Annotated in this window: 21 protein-coding genes and 2 pseudogenes; 3 read left to right on the forward strand and 20 right to left on the reverse strand. The window is 59.8% G+C overall.

Features of this window, described 5'->3' with window-relative positions; genetic code table 11:
* Positions 1-36 precede the first annotated feature (36 nt).
* From OMP38_RS18085 to OMP38_RS18110, 6 genes are all read right to left on the reverse strand, one after another.
* Positions 37-267 carry a YneF family protein gene (locus tag OMP38_RS18085; protein WP_277566358.1) on the reverse strand — a complete coding sequence of 77 codons (231 nt, stop codon included), beginning with the start codon at positions 265-267 and terminating at the stop codon, positions 37-39.
* A 154-nt stretch (positions 268-421) separates the two neighbouring features.
* Positions 422-1,441 (reverse strand): HD-GYP domain-containing protein, encoded by a 1,020-nt coding sequence (locus OMP38_RS18090; protein ID WP_277566359.1) that lies wholly within the window; start codon positions 1,439-1,441, stop codon positions 422-424.
* A gap of 193 nt (positions 1,442-1,634) precedes the next feature.
* A complete protein-coding gene (gene queG, locus OMP38_RS18095; protein ID WP_277566861.1) occupies positions 1,635-2,771 on the reverse strand; it encodes a tRNA epoxyqueuosine(34) reductase QueG in 1,137 nt (378 codons plus the stop codon).
* Positions 2,772-2,858: 87 nt separating this feature from the next.
* Positions 2,859-3,272 carry a signal peptidase I gene (gene lepB, locus OMP38_RS18100; protein WP_277566360.1) on the reverse strand — a complete coding sequence of 138 codons (414 nt, stop codon included), beginning with the start codon at positions 3,270-3,272 and terminating at the stop codon, positions 2,859-2,861.
* A gap of 168 nt (positions 3,273-3,440) precedes the next feature.
* A complete protein-coding gene (locus OMP38_RS18105) occupies positions 3,441-4,037 on the reverse strand; it encodes a DUF402 domain-containing protein (protein ID WP_277566361.1) in 597 nt (198 codons plus the stop codon).
* 149 nt (positions 4,038-4,186) lie between these two features.
* Positions 4,187-4,609 (reverse strand): GNAT family N-acetyltransferase, encoded by a 423-nt coding sequence (locus OMP38_RS18110; protein WP_277566362.1) that lies wholly within the window; start codon positions 4,607-4,609, stop codon positions 4,187-4,189.
* Positions 4,610-5,082: 473 nt separating this feature from the next.
* Between OMP38_RS18110 and OMP38_RS18115 the strand changes: the two genes are divergently transcribed.
* Positions 5,083-5,694 carry a superoxide dismutase gene (locus OMP38_RS18115; RefSeq protein WP_277566363.1) on the forward strand — a complete coding sequence of 204 codons (612 nt, stop codon included), beginning with the start codon at positions 5,083-5,085 and terminating at the stop codon, positions 5,692-5,694.
* A 68-nt stretch (positions 5,695-5,762) separates the two neighbouring features.
* Here the strand turns inward: OMP38_RS18115 and OMP38_RS18120 are convergent, their stop codons facing one another.
* The 4 genes from OMP38_RS18120 to OMP38_RS18135 all read right to left on the reverse strand — a co-directional run bounded on the left by OMP38_RS18120 (position 5,763) and on the right by OMP38_RS18135 (position 9,229).
* Positions 5,763-6,650 carry an IS3 family transposase gene (locus tag OMP38_RS18120; RefSeq protein ID WP_277564413.1) on the reverse strand — a complete coding sequence of 296 codons (888 nt, stop codon included), beginning with the start codon at positions 6,648-6,650 and terminating at the stop codon, positions 5,763-5,765.
* Positions 6,551-6,913 (reverse strand): helix-turn-helix domain-containing protein, encoded by a 363-nt coding sequence (locus OMP38_RS18125; protein ID WP_277564414.1) that lies wholly within the window; start codon positions 6,911-6,913, stop codon positions 6,551-6,553. Before OMP38_RS18125 ends, OMP38_RS18120 begins: the two co-directional genes overlap by 100 nt.
* A 199-nt stretch (positions 6,914-7,112) precedes the next feature.
* Complete coding sequence (mutY, locus tag OMP38_RS18130) at positions 7,113-8,333, reverse strand: A/G-specific adenine glycosylase (protein ID WP_277566364.1); 1,221 nt, start codon at positions 8,331-8,333, stop codon at positions 7,113-7,115.
* The gene (locus OMP38_RS18135) at positions 8,330-9,229 is read right to left on the reverse strand and encodes a helix-turn-helix domain-containing protein (RefSeq protein WP_277566365.1); all 900 of its coding nucleotides are present in this window, start codon (positions 9,227-9,229) and stop codon (positions 8,330-8,332) included. Before OMP38_RS18135 ends, mutY begins: the two co-directional genes overlap by 4 nt.
* A 79-nt stretch (positions 9,230-9,308) precedes the next feature.
* Here OMP38_RS18135 and OMP38_RS18140 point away from each other — a divergent pair, with 79 nt between their 5' ends.
* Positions 9,309-9,674: a c-type cytochrome gene (locus tag OMP38_RS18140; RefSeq protein WP_277566366.1), complete on the forward strand. Its 366-nt coding sequence runs from the start codon at positions 9,309-9,311 to the stop codon at positions 9,672-9,674.
* A gap of 180 nt (positions 9,675-9,854) precedes the next feature.
* Here OMP38_RS18140 and acpS read toward each other — a convergent pair whose 3' ends face one another.
* From acpS to OMP38_RS18170, 6 genes are all read right to left on the reverse strand, one after another.
* Complete coding sequence (acpS, locus tag OMP38_RS18145; protein ID WP_277566367.1) at positions 9,855-10,250, reverse strand: holo-ACP synthase; 396 nt, start codon at positions 10,248-10,250, stop codon at positions 9,855-9,857.
* 6 nt (positions 10,251-10,256) lie between these two features.
* Complete coding sequence (gene nadE, locus OMP38_RS18150) at positions 10,257-11,066, reverse strand: ammonia-dependent NAD(+) synthetase (RefSeq protein WP_277566368.1); 810 nt, start codon at positions 11,064-11,066, stop codon at positions 10,257-10,259.
* A 133-nt stretch (positions 11,067-11,199) separates the two neighbouring features.
* Positions 11,200-11,634: a BrxA/BrxB family bacilliredoxin gene (locus OMP38_RS18155; protein WP_277566369.1), complete on the reverse strand. Its 435-nt coding sequence runs from the start codon at positions 11,632-11,634 to the stop codon at positions 11,200-11,202.
* Positions 11,635-11,765: 131 nt separating this feature from the next.
* On the reverse strand, positions 11,766-11,894 hold the full coding sequence (locus OMP38_RS18160; protein WP_277566370.1) for a hypothetical protein: 129 nt from the start codon (positions 11,892-11,894) through the stop codon (positions 11,766-11,768).
* Positions 11,895-11,957: 63 nt separating this feature from the next.
* Positions 11,958-13,118 (reverse strand): ATP-binding protein, encoded by a 1,161-nt coding sequence (locus OMP38_RS18165; RefSeq protein WP_420869707.1) that lies wholly within the window; start codon positions 13,116-13,118, stop codon positions 11,958-11,960.
* Entirely contained in the window at positions 13,015-13,626 is a 612-nt protein-coding gene (locus OMP38_RS18170) for a hypothetical protein (RefSeq protein WP_277566371.1), read from the reverse strand. Before OMP38_RS18170 ends, OMP38_RS18165 begins: the two co-directional genes overlap by 104 nt.
* A 170-nt stretch (positions 13,627-13,796) precedes the next feature.
* Here OMP38_RS18170 and OMP38_RS18175 point away from each other — a divergent pair.
* Positions 13,797-15,084 (forward strand): annotated as a pseudogene (locus OMP38_RS18175) (BaiN/RdsA family NAD(P)/FAD-dependent oxidoreductase).
* 536 nt (positions 15,085-15,620) lie between these two features.
* Here OMP38_RS18175 and OMP38_RS18180 read toward each other — a convergent pair.
* From OMP38_RS18180 to OMP38_RS18195, 4 genes and pseudogenes are all read right to left on the reverse strand, one after another.
* Positions 15,621-16,806 (reverse strand): annotated as a pseudogene (locus tag OMP38_RS18180) (IS256 family transposase).
* A gap of 320 nt (positions 16,807-17,126) precedes the next feature.
* Positions 17,127-17,525 (reverse strand): hypothetical protein, encoded by a 399-nt coding sequence (locus OMP38_RS18185; protein ID WP_277566372.1) that lies wholly within the window; start codon positions 17,523-17,525, stop codon positions 17,127-17,129.
* Between the two features lie 73 nt (positions 17,526-17,598).
* The gene (locus tag OMP38_RS18190; protein WP_277566373.1) at positions 17,599-18,930 is read right to left on the reverse strand and encodes an ABC transporter permease; all 1,332 of its coding nucleotides are present in this window, start codon (positions 18,928-18,930) and stop codon (positions 17,599-17,601) included.
* Positions 18,927-19,700, reverse strand: coding sequence for an ABC transporter ATP-binding protein (locus OMP38_RS18195; protein WP_277566374.1), 774 nt, complete (start codon positions 19,698-19,700; stop codon positions 18,927-18,929). Before OMP38_RS18195 ends, OMP38_RS18190 begins: the two co-directional genes overlap by 4 nt.
* Between the last annotated feature and the right edge of the window lie 78 nt (positions 19,701-19,778).

The raw sequence follows: 19,778 nt of genomic DNA on the forward strand, positions 1-19,778 counted from the left end.
GCGGCGGCTGACGCGGACCCGCGCGCCGCCTATCGATTATCTGCGGGGTTTAGCGTTTTGATTCTGGTTTTTCATCATCTGCTGCGCCTTCTGAAGCTGCTGCTTGTTCATATTGTAACCCATCTGCTTGGCCATCTTGGCCAGCATGTCCGGATTGTTCTGCATCTTCGTCATCTGGCTGCGCAGATAGAATACGCCGCCGAGGAAGCCCAGCGCAAGTCCGACGATCAACGTCAGAACCGGAATCAGAATATTCCAAAAGCTCATCTGCCATACCTCCAAATTGTACGCATGAAAGCGTGTATGCGATCCGCGCGAAACGCGGGACAGCCAGCCTATAATAGCATGAGCTTGGCCGGGTAATCAACCCGGTCGCAAGCGCTTGCGGCCCGCGGCAGCTAAGACCCGCCAGCGTGCAAGCTCAATTAATGACCGCGTCGATGAACAGCGTCGGCAGCCTGGCCAGATCGAGCTCGCGCGCCGCCGAAGATTCGCCCTCCCGGGCGATGACGCGGACGATCGGCCTGCCGGGCAGTCCCCTGTGCTGCGCCACGACGATGCCGATCAGCCGGTTGGAGAGCCTGACCGAGACGCCGTTCGGATAGACGGACACGATTTTCAGAAATTCGATGAGAATCTCGCGGTCGAGCGCCGTGTCGGACAGCGCGTGCAGTCTCTCGATCGCCTCGTGCGGCTGCAGGCGGGGAAGCGCGGCCGTCCCGTGCACGAGATTGTCGTACATATTGGCGACCGCGGTGATCTTGGCATACGCATGGATCTCCTCGCCGGACAAGCCGCGGGGCTGGCCGCTCCCGTCCGGCGCCTCGTGGTGCTGAAAAGCGACGTGGGCGGTCAACAGGCTGTACTCGCGCTTCAGCTTGAGCAGCTCGAAGCCCCGCCATGCGTGGTGCGTACGCCCTTCCTCCGCGCCTGTCGCCCCAAGCTTGCCGATGTCGTGCAGAAGCGCCCCGATCGCGAGTTCCTTCAGCTGCAGCATGTTGAACCCCATGTTGACGCCGACCATCGTCGCCATCATGCAGACGTTCATGCTGTGCATGTACAACGCGTTGTCCGCGGTACGAATGTCCGACAGCTGGACGAGCACGTTCTGATTGCGCAGCACGTCGTCCATCAGTTGATCGACGGACAGGCTGATCGCCCTCGCGCTGAATTCCTTGCCGGATCGCAGCGCGTTAAAGGTGGCGGACATCTGCGCGATGACCGCCTGCTTCGTCTGCTCGGTCAGCACCTCGTCCAGCGGGATCTGCTGCTCGCCCGGCTCCGAGATATAGACCATCGGCACCCCGAGCCTGCGGAGCGTGCTGATCATGAATACGGTCAGCTGAACGCCCGCCGACAGAAGCACGGTGCCGTTTTCCGAAAAGAGCGTCCTGCCGAGCAGCTGCCCCGGTTCGAGGTTATCGATGTCAACCAGCTTCATATCTCATGCTCTCCCGTGGATGCGCCTGACGTAATAGGCTGGATTTTCTTCCTATATGAATATATTAGCCGTCGGCCCTCGGTTATAGCAAATAAAGATTACCTTGCAAGCGCTTGTACGTATAAAAAAAGTGAAAATGCGAGCGAATGAGGAAGACCGCAGCCGGCGACAAGTCGTCCGTCATCTGCGGTCTTCAATCCCGGACGCCGCCCCGCTTCGGCGCCGGCTCGGCGAGCGCGGCCAAGGCGCGGCTCGCCGCCTCGCGGACGCGCTCGTCCGCGTCGGCTTCGGCCGCCTCGGCGAGAGCCGCCTGCGCGACGTCGCCGCGGATGCGTCCGAGCGCCCAGGCCGCCGTCGCGCGCAGCTCGAAGCGCGGATCCTCGCGCAGCACGCGGGCGACGTCCCCGGCGGACGCCTCGTCGCGGAAGTTGCCGAGCCCGATCAGCGCATTGCGCTGGATCGGCTTGCGTCCGCGCCAGGCCGCGCTGCTCGCGCCGAACGTCTCTTTGAATTCGCGGTTGCCCATCTGCAGCAGCGGGCGTAGCAACGGCTTCGCCACGTCCGGATCCGGCAGCGTCTCCGGCTGATGACGGGAATCGATGCCCCGGTTGATCGGGCATACGATCTGGCAGGTGTCACAGCCGTAGAGCCGATTGCCCATTTTGACCATGGCGTCCTCGTCGAGCAGTCCCTTGCTCTGGGTCAGGTAAGAAATGCATTTTTGCGCGTTCAGCTGTCCGGGACCGACCAGCGCGCCCGTCGGACAGGCATCGATGCAAATCGTGCAGTCCCCGCACTGGTCCAGGAGCGGCGCGTCCGGCGGCAGCGGCAAATTCGTGATCATCTCGCCGAGGTACATCCACGACCCGAGCTCATCGTTCATGATCATGCAGTTTTTGCCGCTCCAACCGATGCCCGCGCGCTCGGCGACCGCCCGGTCGGAGAGCGCGCCGGTATCGACCATGGACAGCCACCGAAGCTCCGGCGCCCTTTCCGCCAGCCATTCGGCCAGCCGTTCGAGCCGCCTGCCGAGCACGCGATGATAGTCCTCGCCCCATGCCGAGCGGGACAGGATGCCGCGTCGGGCACCCGGCTCGGAAACGGGCGGGTTTTTCAGCTTCGACGGATAGGCGACCGCGATCGCGACGATCGAGCGGGGCGCCTCGAACGACAGGGACGGCTGCGTCCGCTTGTCCAGATCAGGCTCCTCGAAGCCCGACTCGTAGCCGAGCGCCCGATGCAAGACGAGCCTCTCCCGCAGCTCCGGGAAAGGCTCGGCCGACGTCACGCCGATCCGGTCGATGCCGAGCGACTTCGCCGCCGCGAGCATATCCCTTTTCAATGACGACCAATATTCGGGGCTGCGGCTAGGCGTCGCGACACCCTTGTTATCCAACGTCAGATCTCCCTCCTCGCGCTACAGGCTCTTCCAGCGCACAATCGGCCACATGATGAATTCCGTCCGCCCGAGCAGCAGCGACTTCGGCACTTCTCCGAAGGTCCGGCTGTCCTTGCTCGCGCCAAGACGGCGATTGTCTCCCATAATAAAGTATTTCCCGTCTTCGACCTTAACCGGTCCGAAGTCCCCGTCCTCGATCGGGCTATCGGTATACGGCTCGACGCGCAGCTCTCCGTTCACGTACAGCTGACCGCCCCTGCCCTCGATCGTATCGCCCGGCACGCCGATGATCCGCTTGACGAGAAACTTCTTCTTGTCCGGCCCCTCGCTCGGATCCTTCAGGATGACGACATCGCCCGCCTTCGGCGTGCCAAGCTCGTACGCGACCTTGTTGACGAACAGCCACTCGTGCTCGTAGAGCGTAGGCTCCATCGACTCCCCCTTTGACCGTCGACAGCCGGAACACAAAAGCCCACAACAGAATGACGATCGTAAAGGCGATGCCCAGGGCGCGCAGCCACTCCCACAGCTCGCGCCGCCAGACGGATTGGGGCTTGACCGAGCGGGATCTGCCAGGCTGCGGAATGCTCGATGTCTGCTTCATGGGTACGGCTCATTCTCCTTCGCCTGGGGGCTGTCTCTCCACTCGCGATAATAACGTCTGGCTTCCTCGTCGCCGAACGGCTGCCCGAACGTCGCCACGCGCTCATGCAGCGCGCGCAGCCCATCCTCCACTTGCCCGCGAACGGATGCGCTGTAGCGGTATTCTTCCTTATGCTTGTCGTATTCGTCCCGGTCAAGGTCCAGCACCGAACCGCCGGGCAGGAGCACGACGTCCAAGTCGTAGTCGATATAGGTCAGCACATTGTTGTAACGATAGGGCGGAGACGCCACGTTGCAATAATATCGCACGCCCCGGTCCTCCAGCAGCGCGACCACGTTAAACCATTCGCCCGGCAGAAAAAAAGAAACGGCCGGCACCCGGCTGATCCATTCTTTGCCGTCGGCTTCGCGAATCGGCGTATGATCGTTCACGTATACCATGATGCCCGCGTCCCGATGCGCGGGATGAAGCCTGTCCTCCGGGACCTTCCAGTTCTCGAGCCACATGCGGTGGAGCGAGCCGTTGTGCTTAAAGCTCTTGATCGTACAGCTCTCGTATATAGATGTAGATATTAAGCCGCCGATGCGCTCCATGCCAAGCCCCCCTGCCGTAGAACCATTTAAGATAATATAAGAAAAGCATATCTTATGGCCAAAAGCAACCGATTTTCGGCGCCTGTCGACACGTAAGATATGCTCTCCTGATTGTAAAGCCGTCTAGCGAGGGACCTTGCGATGGGCGTTCAGCCTGCTACGATGGACAGCGGACGCTGCGGCGTCACGAGATCGAGCATCTCTTCGCTCAAGGATTGGTAGAACGGAAGCAGCATTTCGTTGTGCTTGTCCGCCGCGACAAACACCTTCAGGACGTTCCGCTGGCGGAATCGCGCGTTCATGGCGGTGACGAGCGCGCGGCCTACGCCTTGGCGGCGGAGATCCGGATGTACGGCGACGCGGTATACATAACCTTTGCTGTGATCGATCGTGCCGATCATGATGCCCGCAATCTCGCCGTCCCGCTGCGCCACGAGCACGAGCTCGCTGTCCCAGGACAATTGGCGGGACAAAGCCGACATGGTCTCTTCACAGCATTCCTCCGACAGAGCTACCTTCAGAAGCTCGGATACGGAACGATAATCCGACAATTGAAAAGTCCGAATCTGCATATGCCTGTCTCCCCGGATTCAGTTAAAGTAGAGGCTAAATTGTGAACATCGCTTTAACGTCTTTTTATATTACGACAAATTCGTGATAATTTCATGCTATTTTAGGAATATCGCATAAATAATTTCGGAGATTCGGCTCGCATTAGCGTGTAAACGCTTTATTTGAAGCGTTTACATATGAATTTATCTAAATTATTGCCGAATTTCGCCGAATATGAGCTTAAATCGGGTTTCATTTAAAAAGCTATGGTATTGCTGGCACTACTTAAAGAATATGCAAACAATGGCTAAGGTATGAGAGGATGGATAAATTTAACCGGATTAAACCAGGCAAAAATGCCCATGCTGATGGAGCCGCCGTACGAACCGGACCGGAGACTTTCTAAACACCCATGTTGATTTAGTATTTAAAATCGGGGATAATACAGAAGTAGATTTCCACCAGATTCATAATCTAAGGAGGCTGTTCCATTATGGCACACGTATTGCCCGCTCTTCCTTACTCCAACGATGCACTCGAGCCGCATATCGACGCGCTCACGATGGAGATCCACCACGACCGCCATCACAATACTTACGTAACGAACCTGAACAAAGCCCTCGAATCCGCTCCTGAACTGGCGGACAAGAGCCTGAACGACCTGATCTCCGACCTGAACGCCGTACCGGAGTCCATCCGCACTGCCGTTCGCAACAACGGCGGCGGCCACGCCAACCACTCCCTCTTCTGGGAAACGATCGGCCCGAACGCCGGCGGCGCTCCAACGGGCGCGCTGGCTGCAGCGATCGACAGCGAGCTCGGCGGCTTCGAAAAGTTCAAGGAAACGTTCGCTGCCGCGGCTACGACCCGCTTCGGCTCCGGCTGGGCGTTCCTGGTCGTCGGCAAGGACGGCAAGCTGAAGGTATACAGCCTTCCGAACCAAGACAGCCCGATCTTCGAAGGCGAGACGCCGATCCTCGGCCTCGACGTATGGGAGCACGCTTACTACCTGAAGTACCAGAACAAGCGTCCGGACTACATCGGCGCGTTCTGGAACGTCGTCAACTGGGAAGAAGTCGGCAAGCGTTACGACGCTGCCAAGTAATTTTCCTTACGAAAAAAGCCAGTGCCGATTTGGTCAAGACCCCATTTAGCGGACATGTAAGAAAAGCCCTACCCCACAAGCTGGTTCCGGTATTGAGCCGGGGTCAGCTTGTTTAGTTTTCTTTGCGGTCGACGGTTGTTATAAAAATGAATATAAGCTTTAATTCGTCTTTGTGCTTCTTGAACGGATCGAATATGATAAGGATAGAGTGCTTCTGTCTTCAAATGGGAGAAGAAGCTCTCCATTGAGGCGTTGTCATAACAATTGCCTCGGCGAGACATGCTGATTTGGGCGCCAACCTTTGGCAGCATGTCGTGGTATTTGTAGGACGTGTACTGGGATCCTTGGTCGCTGTGAACGACCATTCCGGCCACGTCCTTCTTCCCTTTAAAGGCCTTCTTAAAGGTCGTGAGCACAAGTTCTAGGTCATTGCGCTCACTCATGTGGTACGCCACAATGGAGTTGTCATACAAATCTTTAATAGCGGACAAATATAGCCATTCGTTTCCTACGCGGTATTGGGTGACGTCGGTTACCCACTTTTGATTCGGTGCATCCGCTTCGAATTTGCGCGCTAAGACGTTTTTCACGACGCGGTCGCCCGTGTTCCAAGTACGCGCGTGGTGACGGTACTTTCGGCGTATTCTAGCGCTCAACCCAATTTCTTGCATCAGTCGCAATACCTTCTTATGATTCATCCATACACCGTGGTCCTGATGTAGGAAAAGCTGCACTTGCCGGTAGCCGTAAATGCCGTTGTAACGCGTGTAAGTCTTCTGGATAAGCGCCTTAGATTCCGCGTCCTTATCCTCGTTCATCCGGTCCAGGTAGTCGTAATAACCGCTCCGCGAGACGCCTACTTCTTTACAAAGCGCTGTAACGCTGAAGCTTCCACGCAATTCATGGACGAGCCGGTATTTCTCTGATACACCTCCGCCTTCGTAATGGCCAACCACTTTTTTAGGACAGCATTCTCCATTTCCAATCGCTTGACGTAACGCTCCTCATCACTGTATTGCTTCCGTTTCCCACGCCCATCCATAAGCCCAAACTCGCCCATCTGCTTATAACGTCTCAACCATACTTTTAAACGATCTAAATCAACGATCCCCAGCTTGTCGGCCACTTGCTGCTTCGTCATTCCTTGAAGTCGCATTTCCACGGCTCTCTTTTTCATTTCAAAACTGTAAGTAAGCAACTTCTGCCCTTTTTTCGCCATAACGAAAGCACCCCCCTAGAATAGATCGTCATTGAGAGGGTTTTTCTCAATGTCCATTCTAAGGGGTGCAGCTCAATTCATGCTTCATGCGGCGCTGGCTTTTTTGCGTGCGGTCTGACTTTTTGCCGCGCGGCTTGCGAACCTGGCGCCTAGCGCAGCGGTTGTGCGGGACCCAGGGTCCGATCCGATCGGACAAGCGTCAGCGCTTCGGCGCGATTTCGTATAACGTGCCGCTAAAGTGCGCGCTCAGCAGCTTGCTGAATACGTTAGGCCAGGCGAGGCGCTCGAAGTCTGCCGCGTCGATCCAGCGATAGCCCGTCGGCAGCGAGGCGCTGGCATTGATCCGATAGCCGGCCTGGTCTTCGGCCGCCGCTTCCGCCGCTGCTGCCGCTACTACCGCCTCTGCCGCTACCGCCGCTTCAGCATCGCGTCCCTGTCCGCCGCCGGCGCCTAGCACGCGCAAATGCCAGTGCAGGTGCGTGAACACATGCTCCGCGTCGGCGACGTGGCGCAGCGATTCGGCGCGGACGCCGGCGAGCCCTTCGGCATGCATCGATGCCGCGAGCAGCGCGCTTCCCTCCGAGGCCGAGTCCCAGACGCCTCGCTCGGGCGCCGCCACGTGCGGCAGCTCCCACATGCGCGCGAGCAGGCCGCTCTCCGGCCGCTGGCGCACGAGCACGCGGCCCTCCGCGTCCTGCAGGAGCGCCGCGAGGCGATGCTCCGGCCGGGGCGGCTTCGCCTTGCTCTTGACCGGCAGCTCGGTCTCGCGGCCGGCCAGCCGTCCCTGGCAATGCGCCATGACCGGGCACGGCAGGCAGCTCGGCGACTTCGGCGTGCAGATGAGCGCCCCTAGCTCCATGAGCGCCTGGTTGAAGTCGGAAGCCTCCCCTTCCGGGATGAGCTCCCGTGCGAGGCCCTCCATGCCGATGCGCGTGGCCGGCTTGGCGATATCCTCGTCGATGCAAAAGTAGCGCGACAACACGCGCATGACGTTGCCGTCCACCGCCGGCTCGGGCCTGCCGAAGGCGATGCTGAGGATCGCGCCCGACGTATAGGGGCCGACGCCCTTCAGGCCCGCTACGACGCTCTTGTCGTCGGGCAGCCTGCCGCCGTGATTTTCCGCGATCTCGCGCGCCGCGGCCTGCAGATTGCGGGCGCGGGAGTAATAGCCCAGCCCCTCCCACGCCTTGATCACTTCCTCCTCGGGCGCCTCGGCCAGCGCCGTCACCGTCGGGAACTTGGCCATAAATCGAGTGAAGTAAGGGATGACCGTATCGACGCGCGTCTGTTGGAGCATGATCTCCGACACCCAGATGTGGTACGGATCCCTGCTGCGCCGCCAGGGCAGGTCCCGTTTCGCCTGCTTGTACCACTGCAGCAGTTCGCCGCTGAAAAACGATTTGATCTCGCGTTCGTTCAAGCCTCCGATCCTCCCTTCTTTTGCGATTCGGAGCCGCCCTCGTCGTTTTTGGCTCCGGTTGCGCCGAGTCCCAGCACCAGCTTTTTATAACGGCTCGGGGTAAGTCCTGTGTAGGCCTTAAACATTCTGGAGAAGTAATAGATCTTCATGCCGATGCGCGCCGCGGCGTCCGAAACGTTGTACGATGGATCCGCGAGCAGCGTCCGGGCGACCTCCAGCCTTCGCTGGTTCACGTATTGTATCGGCGAGCAGCCCATCAATCCTTTGAAGAAAACGATAAAATAGTTCGGGTGCAAATAAATGAGTCCCGCCAAATGCTCGACGGTAATCGTGTCGGCCAGATGCTCGTCCACGTAGCTCAGCACGATCTCCAGCTTTTCGAACTCCGGGGAAAGCGACGCCCGCCGCGCGGAATCGGCGACGAAGTAGTCGATATAAATGCCGATGAGCTCCATAAAAGAAGTCTTGATCCGAAGCCTCGCCGAAGGCTGCGGCGAGAGCAGGCTGCCCCGGATTCGGGCGAACATCGCGATCGCTTCGCTCGGGTCGGGGATGGTCACGTGTTCGGGCATGCCGATCGCTTGGTAGAGCGCCCGGTCCGTATAGCTCGCGCGGAAGTGGCACCACCAATACGACAAAGTCTCGCCGGGGCTCGGCTCGATCCAATGCGCGTTGCCCGCCAGCAAGAAGCTGAACGTCCCCGCGCCCATAGAAAAAGACCGGTCGTCCATGTGCAGCAGGCCGCTGCCGCCGGTCACGAGCAGCGCACGATTGCAGTCGTAAACCTCCGGCCGTCCCTCCTCTACGCCCGCATGTTCCTCGAAAGAGGCGGCGGCGACCTCGAACTGCATCTTTTCGAGATGATTCATTAATATGTTAAAATAGCGTATGGTCATCATTTGCACTCCAGGAAGCTTGTCTTAAGATGTCTAGTAGGTTTTATTTATTATACTTAACATTGGGAGTCGGGTAAATTTGCAAAAATATGCCTTTGCGCGCCGCGGACTGCGGATCGCCGCAGCGCTTGCCCTGACTGGAACGCTGCTGCTGACGGCGGCTTGCGGCAAAGACAAGTCCGCAGAAAACGCCAAACCGACGGCGCCTGCCGGCCCGGCGGATACGATCGCGCTGTATCGCAGCAACTGCATCTCCTGCCACGGCGGCGGCCTTGAGGGCATGATGGGGCCGGCGACGGATCTTCGGTCCGTCGGCTCCCGCCTGACGGAGGCGCAGATCGCCGCGCAGATCGCGAACGGAGGCGAAAGGATGCCTGCGCTGAAGGATCGCCTGACCGCGCAGGAGATCGACAAGCTCGCCTCTTGGCTGGCCGGCTTGCATTGATTCGCTTCTCTCTCACATCATACAACTGCCAGGAACAATCGTCCTGGTATTTATCTGGTCATTTACCCAAATTATTTTAATTTATTGAATATTCTCTCAGGACCCATTCATTTATCGCAATCTAGCGGGCAAAATCATAATAAGCCGAGCCCGGTCAACGAGGACCGGGCTCGGCTTGCCTTATTCGATTCGCTCCAGCGTAGCCGTCGCAGCCGCGAGCCGCCGTTCATGCGTAATCGCCACGTGCACGCGATAGGCCGTCTCGGCCATCCCCAGCCGCGACCATGCCTCGGGCGATAGCCGGCAAGACGGCCGTCCGCGCTCGTCGGGCAGCACCTCGATATCGCGGAATCCGACGCAGCTGCCGATGCCGCAGCCGAGCGCCTTGACGACCGCTTCCTTGGCCGCGAACCGGCCGGCGGCGAATTCGACCGCTCGGCGCGGCTGCATCTGCGCGTACCGCTCCAGCTCGCCGTTCGTGAGCACGCGCGCCGCGAATCTGCCCCCGGTATCTCCCGCGAGCAGCTTGGCCATCCGCTCCATCTCGACGACGTCGATCCCGATCCCCTCGATCATCCTTGCTTAAATGCCCGGGATCGCTTGACGCTTGTGCTGCGTGCGCTGATAATGCTTCTCCAGAATCTCCCGCGCGGCGTCGGGGATCGTCTTGCCTTCGAGGTAGTCGCTGTTGTCGTCGTAGCTCACGCCCAGCTCGGCCTCGTCGGTCTGGCCCGCCCACAGGCCGGCCGTCGGCGCCTTGTCCACGACCTCGGCCGGCACGCCGAGCGCCCGCGCCACCTGGCGAACCTGACGCTTGTTCAGCGAGCTCAGCGGGGTGATATCCACCGCGCCGTCGCCCCATTTGGTATAGAAGCCGGTCAACGCTTCGGACGCATGGTCCGTGCCGACGACCAGCAGATTAAGGTCGAACGCCAGCGCATACTGCACGACCATGCGCGTGCGCGCCTTGACGTTGCCCTTGCCGCCGCGGCTGATATGACGGGACATGCCCAGCGATTTGAACGCATGCTCCGTCTCGAGCGAGATCTCGTCCACCGCTTCCTCGATGTTCGTCTCGACCTTATGCTTGAGATCGAACGCTTCGGCCACGGCGTAGCTGTGCGCGATGTCTTCCTGCTGCCCGTACGGCTGGAACACGCCCAGCGTCATGTATTCCTTGCCCGTCTCCGCGGTCAGCTCGTCCGTCGCGCGCTTGCACAGACCTGTCGCCACCGCGCTGTCCACGCCGCCGCTGATCGCGATCAGCAAGCCGGACGCGCCTGCTTTTTTCACGTACTCCTTCAAAAAGCCGACTCGCTTCGCGATCTCGCCTTCCGGGTCGATCGACGGCTTCACGCCGAGGAGCGAGATGATGTCCTGCTGCAAACTCATACGAACGCCTCCATTCTATAGGTTCCTTTAGTTATGTAAGACGGCCCGGGCTCGCGTGAAACAAGCTCGGCCTGCCGTCGTCGTCATACGAAAAAACCGCGGATGCGCAAAGTCATCCGCGGCGGCGCTCATGTCAGCGGCAGAAACGGTCGAAAGCGTCGGTCAGATCCGCGGCGATATCTTCCGCGCTGCGGTTCTCGATCTGATGGCGTTCGATGAAGTGCACGAGCTCTCCGTCCTTGAGCAGCGCGATGGAAGGCGAAGACGGCGGATACGGCGCGAAGTACTCTCTGGCCTTCGCGGTCGCTTCCTTGTCCTGTCCCGCGAACACGGTGTACAGGTGATCCGGCAGCACTTCATGGCGAAGCGCCTCCGCTACGCCCGGGCGCGCCTGGCCTGCCGCGCAGCCGCATACGGAATTGATGACGACGAGCGTCGTGCCCTTGCTGTCCGGCAGCGCCTGCTCGACTTCCTCCGGCGTCCTGAGCTCCGTGATGCCGATCCGGGTCAGGTCGTCGCGCATCGGTTGGACCATGTCCAGCATATATCGTTCGAATGACATCGACATGTCTATCCCTCGCTTTCGATAGAATCGCTATTCGGCGGGCAAACCGCTTACCTTATTATAGCGCGGCCATGCGCGAACCGTCAAAAGCGGCACGAGCCCGGCATGCGCCGGACCCGCCGCGATTCATGCGCTTAAGTCGAAGGACGGTTGGGACCGTCGAGCTTCTTGTCGTATCCCTCGGACAGCGGAGACGCGTCCTCTTTGCCCTTCGAAGAAGCCGGCGCGTCGGCGCGTCCATTTTGCTTGGGCTGCTTGGCCATCGCTATCCCTCCTCCCGCGTCTTATGATGTGATCGGAGGTAGTGTAAGCCGCGGATGGCCCGCTTATTCGGCGGCGACCCAGCACGCGTAGCCGCTCTTGCAAAAAGTAACGATAAACGTCGTTCCTTCGCCCACCTTCGACTGCACCTCGATACGCCCTTCATGACGTTCGGCGATGCTGAGGCAGAGCGCGAGTCCGAGGCCGGTTCCTTGCTCCTTCGTCGTATAGAACGGCTCGAACAGACGCTCGACCTTTTCCGGGGGTATGCCGTTGCCCGTATCCGATACGTACAGCTGTACCCGGTCCTCCAGATCGCGCGTCTCGATCCGGAGCACCCCTTTCTCGTCCATCGCCTCGAGGCCGTTGCGCGCCAGGTTCAGGATGAGCTGCTTGATCTCTTTGCCGTTGAGCTCCAGCACGTCCTGTTCCTCGCACAGGTCGAGCTCCACGGATTGCCCGCGCAGGTTGGCGTCCGCCCAGATGAGCGGCAGCATGTCCTTCAACACCGACTGAAGGCTGCTCGTTTCCTTTTCCACGATGCGATTTTGCGCCAGCGACAAAAAGTCGTTGATGATCGCGTTGGCCCGGTCTAGCTCCTCCATGACGATGCGGAAATAAGAACGCTGCTCCGAGGGACTGCGCTCGTTGAGCAGCTGGACGAATCCCCGGATAACCGCCATCGGATTGCGAATCTCGTGCGTGATGCTGGCCGCCATTTGTCCGACCAAGCTTAGCCGCTCCATTTTATCCAGCTCGTCCTTGAGCCGCTGCGTATCCGTCACGTCCTGCGCGATGTAGACGACGCCCTCGGGTATCCCCCTGGTTCCGGATTCGTTGACGGCGCAAGCTGTCGCGAGCATCGTTCGCCCTTGAATTTTGAACATCTCCGAAGACACGCGCTCCCCTTTGTTCAGGACAAGCTGAATAATGGAGGCGGTTGCATCCAGTCCCGTGAGTCGGGCCAATTCGGTGTAATGCAGGCCTACGACATTGCCGGCGGAATGCTTGCCCATCTCCAGCGCGATCTCGTTCACGTGCGTGATAATGCCCTTGGCATCGATAAAAATGACCGCGAGGGGCACCATATCGAGAAATCGGCGCATGCGGATCGATTCGAGTTTATATTGACGGGTCAAATCGAGCAGCTGCGATTGCAGGCTGACCCGCTCGTAGGCGATCTCGATGAAGTAAACGGATAGATGCGTGATGAGGATGAATGCGATCGAATACGCGGCGCAAGCCATGAAAAACTGCGAGTCCGGCGTTACGCTGCCGTCCAAGGCCGACGTGACCGCGGGGATTAAAAAAAGATAAAGTGGCGACAGCCCACAAGATAGCGACGCTCCGCATCTTTGCGACGCGGCCCTTGAGCCGGAAGGTCCGGGAAACCTTGTAAAGGATAAGGAGATAGACGAGAAAAAAGACGAAAAATCCGGCGATTTCGGCCGGCTCCTCGCCGGGAATCTTCAGTGCCAGAAAACCTGCGCTGAGTACGACCGCAAACGGAAATCCGCCGTACAACGATGCGGTAATGACGGCGACAAAGCCTAGATCGAGGATAACCGGACCATTTTGTATCATATAGACATGTCCGAGCAGCATGCAAAGTCCGCTGACGATGCCGATGAAGAGGCGGGAATGTCGCAGCTGGCGTTGGCGCGAGAACCAGACCTGAAAGGTTCCGACAGGCAGCAGGGCGATAAGAACCTGGAGAAGCAGGTTGTTGACCAAAGGGATCCCCCCGCACGATCGTCCTTTATACTTAAACAATTCATTCTGATTAAAACATATAAACATTCCGCTTACAATAATAGGAATATAGTTTAGACTATATATCGTGCATTGCTTGCGGTGATCAAACGGAGAGGAACGAGCACGTGGAGTATAAATTAAATAACCGAATGGAAGATCATTATAACATCATTATTATCGGCGGGGGGGTCCGCAGGCTTGATGGCCGGAATCGCCGCCAGCAGGTCGGGCGCCAGCGTCCTGCTGCTCGACAAGGGAGACAAGCTCGGGCGCAAGCTCGGCATCTCCGGCGGAGGCCGGTGCAATGTCACGAATGCCAAGGAAACCGACGAGCTCATCCGGCATATCCCGGGCAACGGGAGATTTCTGTACTCTGCGTTATCCGTCTTCGGCAACCGCGATATCGCCGCCTTCTTCGAAGGAATGGGAATCAGGCTGAAGGAGGAGGACAACGGGCGGATGTTTCCCGTATCCGACAAAGCCAAGACCGTCGTGGACGCGCTCGTGCGCAAAGTCCGGGAACAAGGCGTGCGGATCGAGACCCACGCGCCGGTGGCCGAGGTGCTGTACGATAACGGCAGCGTAACGGGCGTAAGGCTTGCGGACGGTCGCGAATTCGCAGCGTCATCCGTTATCGTGGCGGTCGGCGGCAAGTCGGTTCCGCACACGGGATCGACCGGCGACGGATACGCATGGGCCGAGCAGGCGGGCCATACGATATCCGAGCTATTCCCGACCGAGGTGCCGCTGACTTCATCGGAGCCGTTCATCCGCAGCCGCGAGCTGCAGGGCTTGTCGCTGCGAGACGTCACGCTGACGGCGTGGGGCGACAAGGGCAAGCCGCTCGTCGCGCACCGCGGAGACATGATCTTCACGCACTTCGGCCTGTCGGGGCCGATCGCGCTCCGCTGCAGCCAATTCGTCGTGAAGCAGCGCAAAAAGACCGGGGGCGGGCCGGTTCGGCTCACGCTCGACCTGTTCCCGGACAAGAGCGCGGCGGAAGTGTACGACGATACGTACGCTTTGGCGAAGGCCGAGCCCAAGAAGGCGGTTAAAAACATATTAAAAGGCGTCGCCGCCGAACGCCTTCTGCCGCTCTTGCTCGAACGGGCGGGGCTGGACGGCGATACGACGCACGCCAACATTCCGAAGCAGGCCTGGCAGAACCTGTCCGGCCTGCTGAAGTCATTCCCCGTCGACGTCGACGGCACGCTGTCCATCGAGGAAGCGTTCGTGACCGGCGGCGGCGTCAGCCTGAAGGAGATCGATCCGAAGACGATGCAGTCGAAGCTCATGCAAGGCTTGTTTTTCGCCGGCGAAGTCCTGGACATTCACGGCTACACCGGCGGCTATAATATTACGGCGGCATTCTCCACCGGCTATGTGGCCGGATTGAACGCCGCCCTGCATGCGGAGGCTGCCGTTGACGAGCATTAGGCCTGCAGGTCCGCCTCCCGAGCATCGCCACAGGCGCGCGATAGCGGATCTTTTTTCCGCTAACGGCGCTCGCGAGCGGTTTTGCGGCGCGATAGCGGAACTTTTTTCCGCTATTGCCGCTCCCGATTCGCTCCGCGGTGCGACAGCGGAACTTTTTTCCGCTATTGCCGCTCGCGAGGCGGGTCTGCGGCGCAATAGCGGATCTTTTTTCCGCTATTGGCGCTCGCGAGGCGGGTCTTCGGCACGATAGCGGAACCTTTTTCCGCTAACGGCGCTCGCGAGCGGCATTGTGGCGCGATAGCGGAACTTTTTTCCGCTAACGGCGCTCGCGAGCGGTTTTGCGGCGCGATAGCGGAACTTTTTTCCGCTATTGCCGCTCCCGATTCGCTCCGCGGTGCGACAGCGGAACTTTTTTCCGCTATTGCCGCTCGCGAGGGGTAGCGTCAAGAAGTTTGTGTAAGTAAGGTATCTCATCGTTATGGGCAACCAGATGTCGTGAAGTTGGGGAGCGTAGCTCAAGCGAAGGCGCGGGAGTTCTATTCCGCCATTGCCTTTGCATCAGCAGGGTACCGTTCCTCAAACATCTCAGCGAGTTTTTTCTTTACAACAGAATCGCCAAAGCCACGGATGACGCGGTTCTCGAAGCGTTCGTTGTAGTCTGCGGCTTCGAGATCTTTCGGCAGCGTCCATGTTGGTCAAACTGTTCATCGGTTTAAGACGTTTTCGGATTTCTTTGTTCATCCGCTCGATTGGATTGGAGGTGTAGATGGCGTCCTTGATTAAGGACGGATATTTGTAGAACGTAAGCAGCGTCGGCAACTGCTCCTTCCACGCTTTCATTTCTTTGGGGTACAGCTTTCCCCATTTGGCGGTTACGGTGTCGAAGGCAGCGAGCGCCACATCGTAGTCCGCAGCCGTGTAGATGGTCTTGAGATCAGCAATCACATCCGCTCGGTGCTGGACGCGGATCTTGGGGAAAGTGGCTCGAACCTTGTGCACGACGCAGTGCTGCACGTCGGCCTTCGGATAGGTCTCGCGGAAGGCTTCCTCGAGCCCCGACAAGCCGTCAAAAACGCCGAGCAGCACCTCGGTGGCGCCGCGGTTGTACAGATCCTTAAGTACCTCGCGCCAGCCGTTTGAGCTCTCCTGGCCACCGACGTAAAAGCCGAGGATCTGACGGCGTCCGTCCTCGTCGACGCCCATGGCAAAGTAAATGACTTCGCCGCTCACGGTGCTGCGTTTGAGCTTCACATAGAGGCCGTCCAAGTAGATGACGGCGTAACGCTTTTGCAGCGGACGCTGCTGCCAGGCCTGAATGTCTTCAAGCACGGTTGCCGTAATGTTGCTGACGGTTGTAGGCGAATAGTGGCTGCCGAACATGCCCTCGATAAAGCGCGCCACGTCTCGGGTCCCCATACCGCCTTTGTACATCTGGATCACGGCTTCCTCCAGCCATCCGTCGCGGCGCTGGTATGGCTCGAACACATGCGTCTGAAACTGGCCATTGCGATCCCGTGGCACTTCGAGATCCTCAATGTGTCCGTACTTCGTGTGAAGGCTGCGTTTGTAGTAGCCGTTACGGCTATTGCGCTGGCCTTCCTGCTCGTCCTCCATGAAGTGCTTAATTTCCGCCTTCATGATGGATTCCAGATTGGCTTTTACAAACTGAGTGACAACATTTTCAAATAGATCAGACAGCAGGTTTTCGGGTATAGTAGTCATCGAGTAGGGTTCCTCCTTGGTGATGTCGCAGTCCCGAGGATACCCTACTTTTTTGTTGCCTGGCTAGGCTCCAAAACCTGGTACACAAACTACTTTACGTCATCTCGCGAGGCGGGTCTTCGGCACGATAGCGGAACCTTTTTCCGCTATTGCCGCTCGCGAGGCGGGTCTGCGGCACGATAGCGGAACTTTTTTCCGCTATTGCCGCTCCCGAATCGGCTCCGCGGTGCGACAGCGGAAACTTTCCCCTGCTAGCAAACGCCTAGTCGCCAACCTTCCCCTTGCTGCACACAGGCATGCATTTGCAACACATTGTCACCCTAGTACGCTTCAAAATGATTGTAGCTGCCGTCGTCCGCCGCGCTGCCGCCTGCCGTATCGCCTTGGGCCCGATTCGCCGCGACGGCCGCGTCCGGTTCGATGCCGAAGTAGGTCGGATCCCAGTCCTCGTTCACGGTGTGCGCGGGAATCTGCAGCTCGTCCAGCGCGTATGCGGTCGCCGCCAAATCTGCGTCGTCGGCCGGCGCTTCGGACAACAGCTCGCCGCCGTGGCTCTGGGCGATTTCCAGCGCGCTCGCGAGATTTTCCCCGTCGACGTGAATGTGTAGCCGGCCGACGCCGTGCGGCTGCGGTTCGTACCCCAGCTCATCCAGCGTCCCGCATGCCTTGTGCGCGCTGTCTTCGTCCGGAAACTGAAACATCAGTGCTCTGTAAGCCATCAGAATCGCCTCTTCTCGGTTAGCGGATTGGAATGTCTGTAGCATATCCGCCCGCGGCCGCGATCATGTAGCCTCATTCACTCTCTTCGGCATCCGGCCGTCCTCGGCCCGCCCTGCGAGCCGCCAACATGGACGAAGCCGCGCGATTGATGCGGCTCAGCAGCAGGTAGCCGGCTGCAGGCAGCAGCGCGACCTCGAGCCACCATAATCCGCCGTACGTCCATCCGGCATGCAAGCCGAGAATCGCGCACCATGTCAGAGCAACCGGACGAAGAATCAGCGATCGTCCGATTTCCCGCGCTTCGCTCCGGAGTTCCCGACGCCAATCGTACAACGCCATATAACGCTCCGTTTCCCACTTGCCCCACAAGCCGTTCAGCCACAACAGCAGCAGCGTACACATGCCGAGCCAAGCGATCGCCGCCAGCCAGAGCGGAGACAGCCAGATCGCCGCCATGCCAAGCGAGGCGAATTGAAGCAACAATCGCATCCATTCAGACTCCCGCAGCATGGCGCGCAGCCACAGCTCGGCGATCCGGGCGGCCTCGTCGCGGCGCTTCAGCAACGGACGCGGCTTGCGCAGCACCCAAGGCCGGCGACCGGCGGGCGGCCTTTTCGCTTGCTCCGTCTCCTTGAGCACCCAGCCCACGTTGTCTCCGTAGGCCCGCTGCTCCGCCTCGAGCTCTTGCGTAAAAGTGCCCGTGCGATGAAGGCGCCGCCAGCCGAGCCAAGCGCCTCCCACGATCAACGCGCCGATCACCGTCGCGGCCGGCAGCGGCTCGTCCCCGATCATCATCCATGCCGCAGCGGGCACCCACCCGGCGATGAACGCCGCACGCAAGCCGTATACGGCCAGCAAGCGCCGCACGCCTTGCAATCTGCGTTCGGCCGCGTCGCGGACGAGCGTCCAGACGAAGCCCATCAGACCGGCGGACAACGCGAGCGCGGCGCCCTCTTCGAAGCTCCACCCTGTCGCGCGGGACATCAGCGGCAGCATGAATCCGGCACCCGCTGCCGACACGGCCAGTCGCGCTGCCAACGTGTAAGCAAGGCCCGCCTTCGTCATCATTCTCACCCATCCGCCGCTCGCGCGCAGGAACAATCCGTCTCCATGTTCGGCGAACGTTCTCAGCCTGCCGCGCACCATAAGGATCGCCAAGATCGCGACAGGCATCTGCCCGGGTAAGCGACCGATCCAATCCGGCGGATGCCGAAGCAGATCCTGGTACATTCCTCCGGCGATCCACAGTCCAGGCAAGACGATATAAAGCAGCACGGTCCAGTCGAGCGTGAGCCGCCAAGCGCGAATTGATTTGAGCCAAAAGGCGCCGCAGCGCATGCAGATCAGCCGCAGCGGCCCGCTTTTTCCGCGCAGTCGACCGACCCTGTCGCCCTCCGGCTTCATGGCCCCTCCGCCGCGGCAGCACGGGTCAGCCGATGGAAACAATCGAACAACGGCGTACCGTCGGGCATGCCCGCCGCCGCTCGGATGTCGGCGACCGTCCCCGACGCCGCCGCACCGCCTTCGTGCACGAGCACGAACCGGTCGCACAACCGCTCCGCCGAGTCCAGGACATGCGTCGTGAGCAGCACGCCCGCGCCCCTGGCACGCTCCTCGTCGAGCGCCTCCAGCAGCTCCATGACCGCGGCGGGATCGAGGCCGATGAACGGCTCGTCCACCAGATACACGCTCGGCTCCAGCAAGAAGGCGGCGACGAGCATCGTTTTTTGCTGCATGCCCTTTGAAAATTTGATCGGGTAATCGTCCTTCACGCGCTCCAGCCGGAATCTGGCCAGCAGCCCCCGTGCCCGTTCCGCGAGCCGCTCCTCGGAGATGCCGCAGACCGCGGCGGCCAGCTGCAGATGCTCCCACAGCGTGAAGCGCTCGTAGAGAATCGGCTGCTCGGGTATATAAGCGAGCCTGCGGTTCATGGCGCCGCCCGGCGCCTCGCTTTTCGCGCCCGAAGTCCCTCTCCATTCGACGTCGGCCACCCAATATGGAAGCTGGCCGAGCAATCCCTTCATCACCGTGCTCTTGCCCGCGCCGTTCGGCCCGAGCAGGCCGACGCGCTCCCCAGGCTTCACCTCGATCGCCACGTCGCGAAGCACGGCCTTGCCTTGCTCGTACCCCGCCGCGCTGATCGCGGCGCGCATCAGCCAATTTTCGCCGGTCATCGGCCCCCACCTCCGCAATCCTTTTAAAACTACTACGGGGCGGCACGGCAGAGAGTTGCGCATCTCCTGCTCGAATTC

The sequence above is a fragment of the Cohnella ginsengisoli genome, assembly GCF_029525555.1.
Taxonomy (GTDB): Bacteria; Bacillota; Bacilli; order Paenibacillales; family Paenibacillaceae; genus Cohnella; species Cohnella ginsengisoli.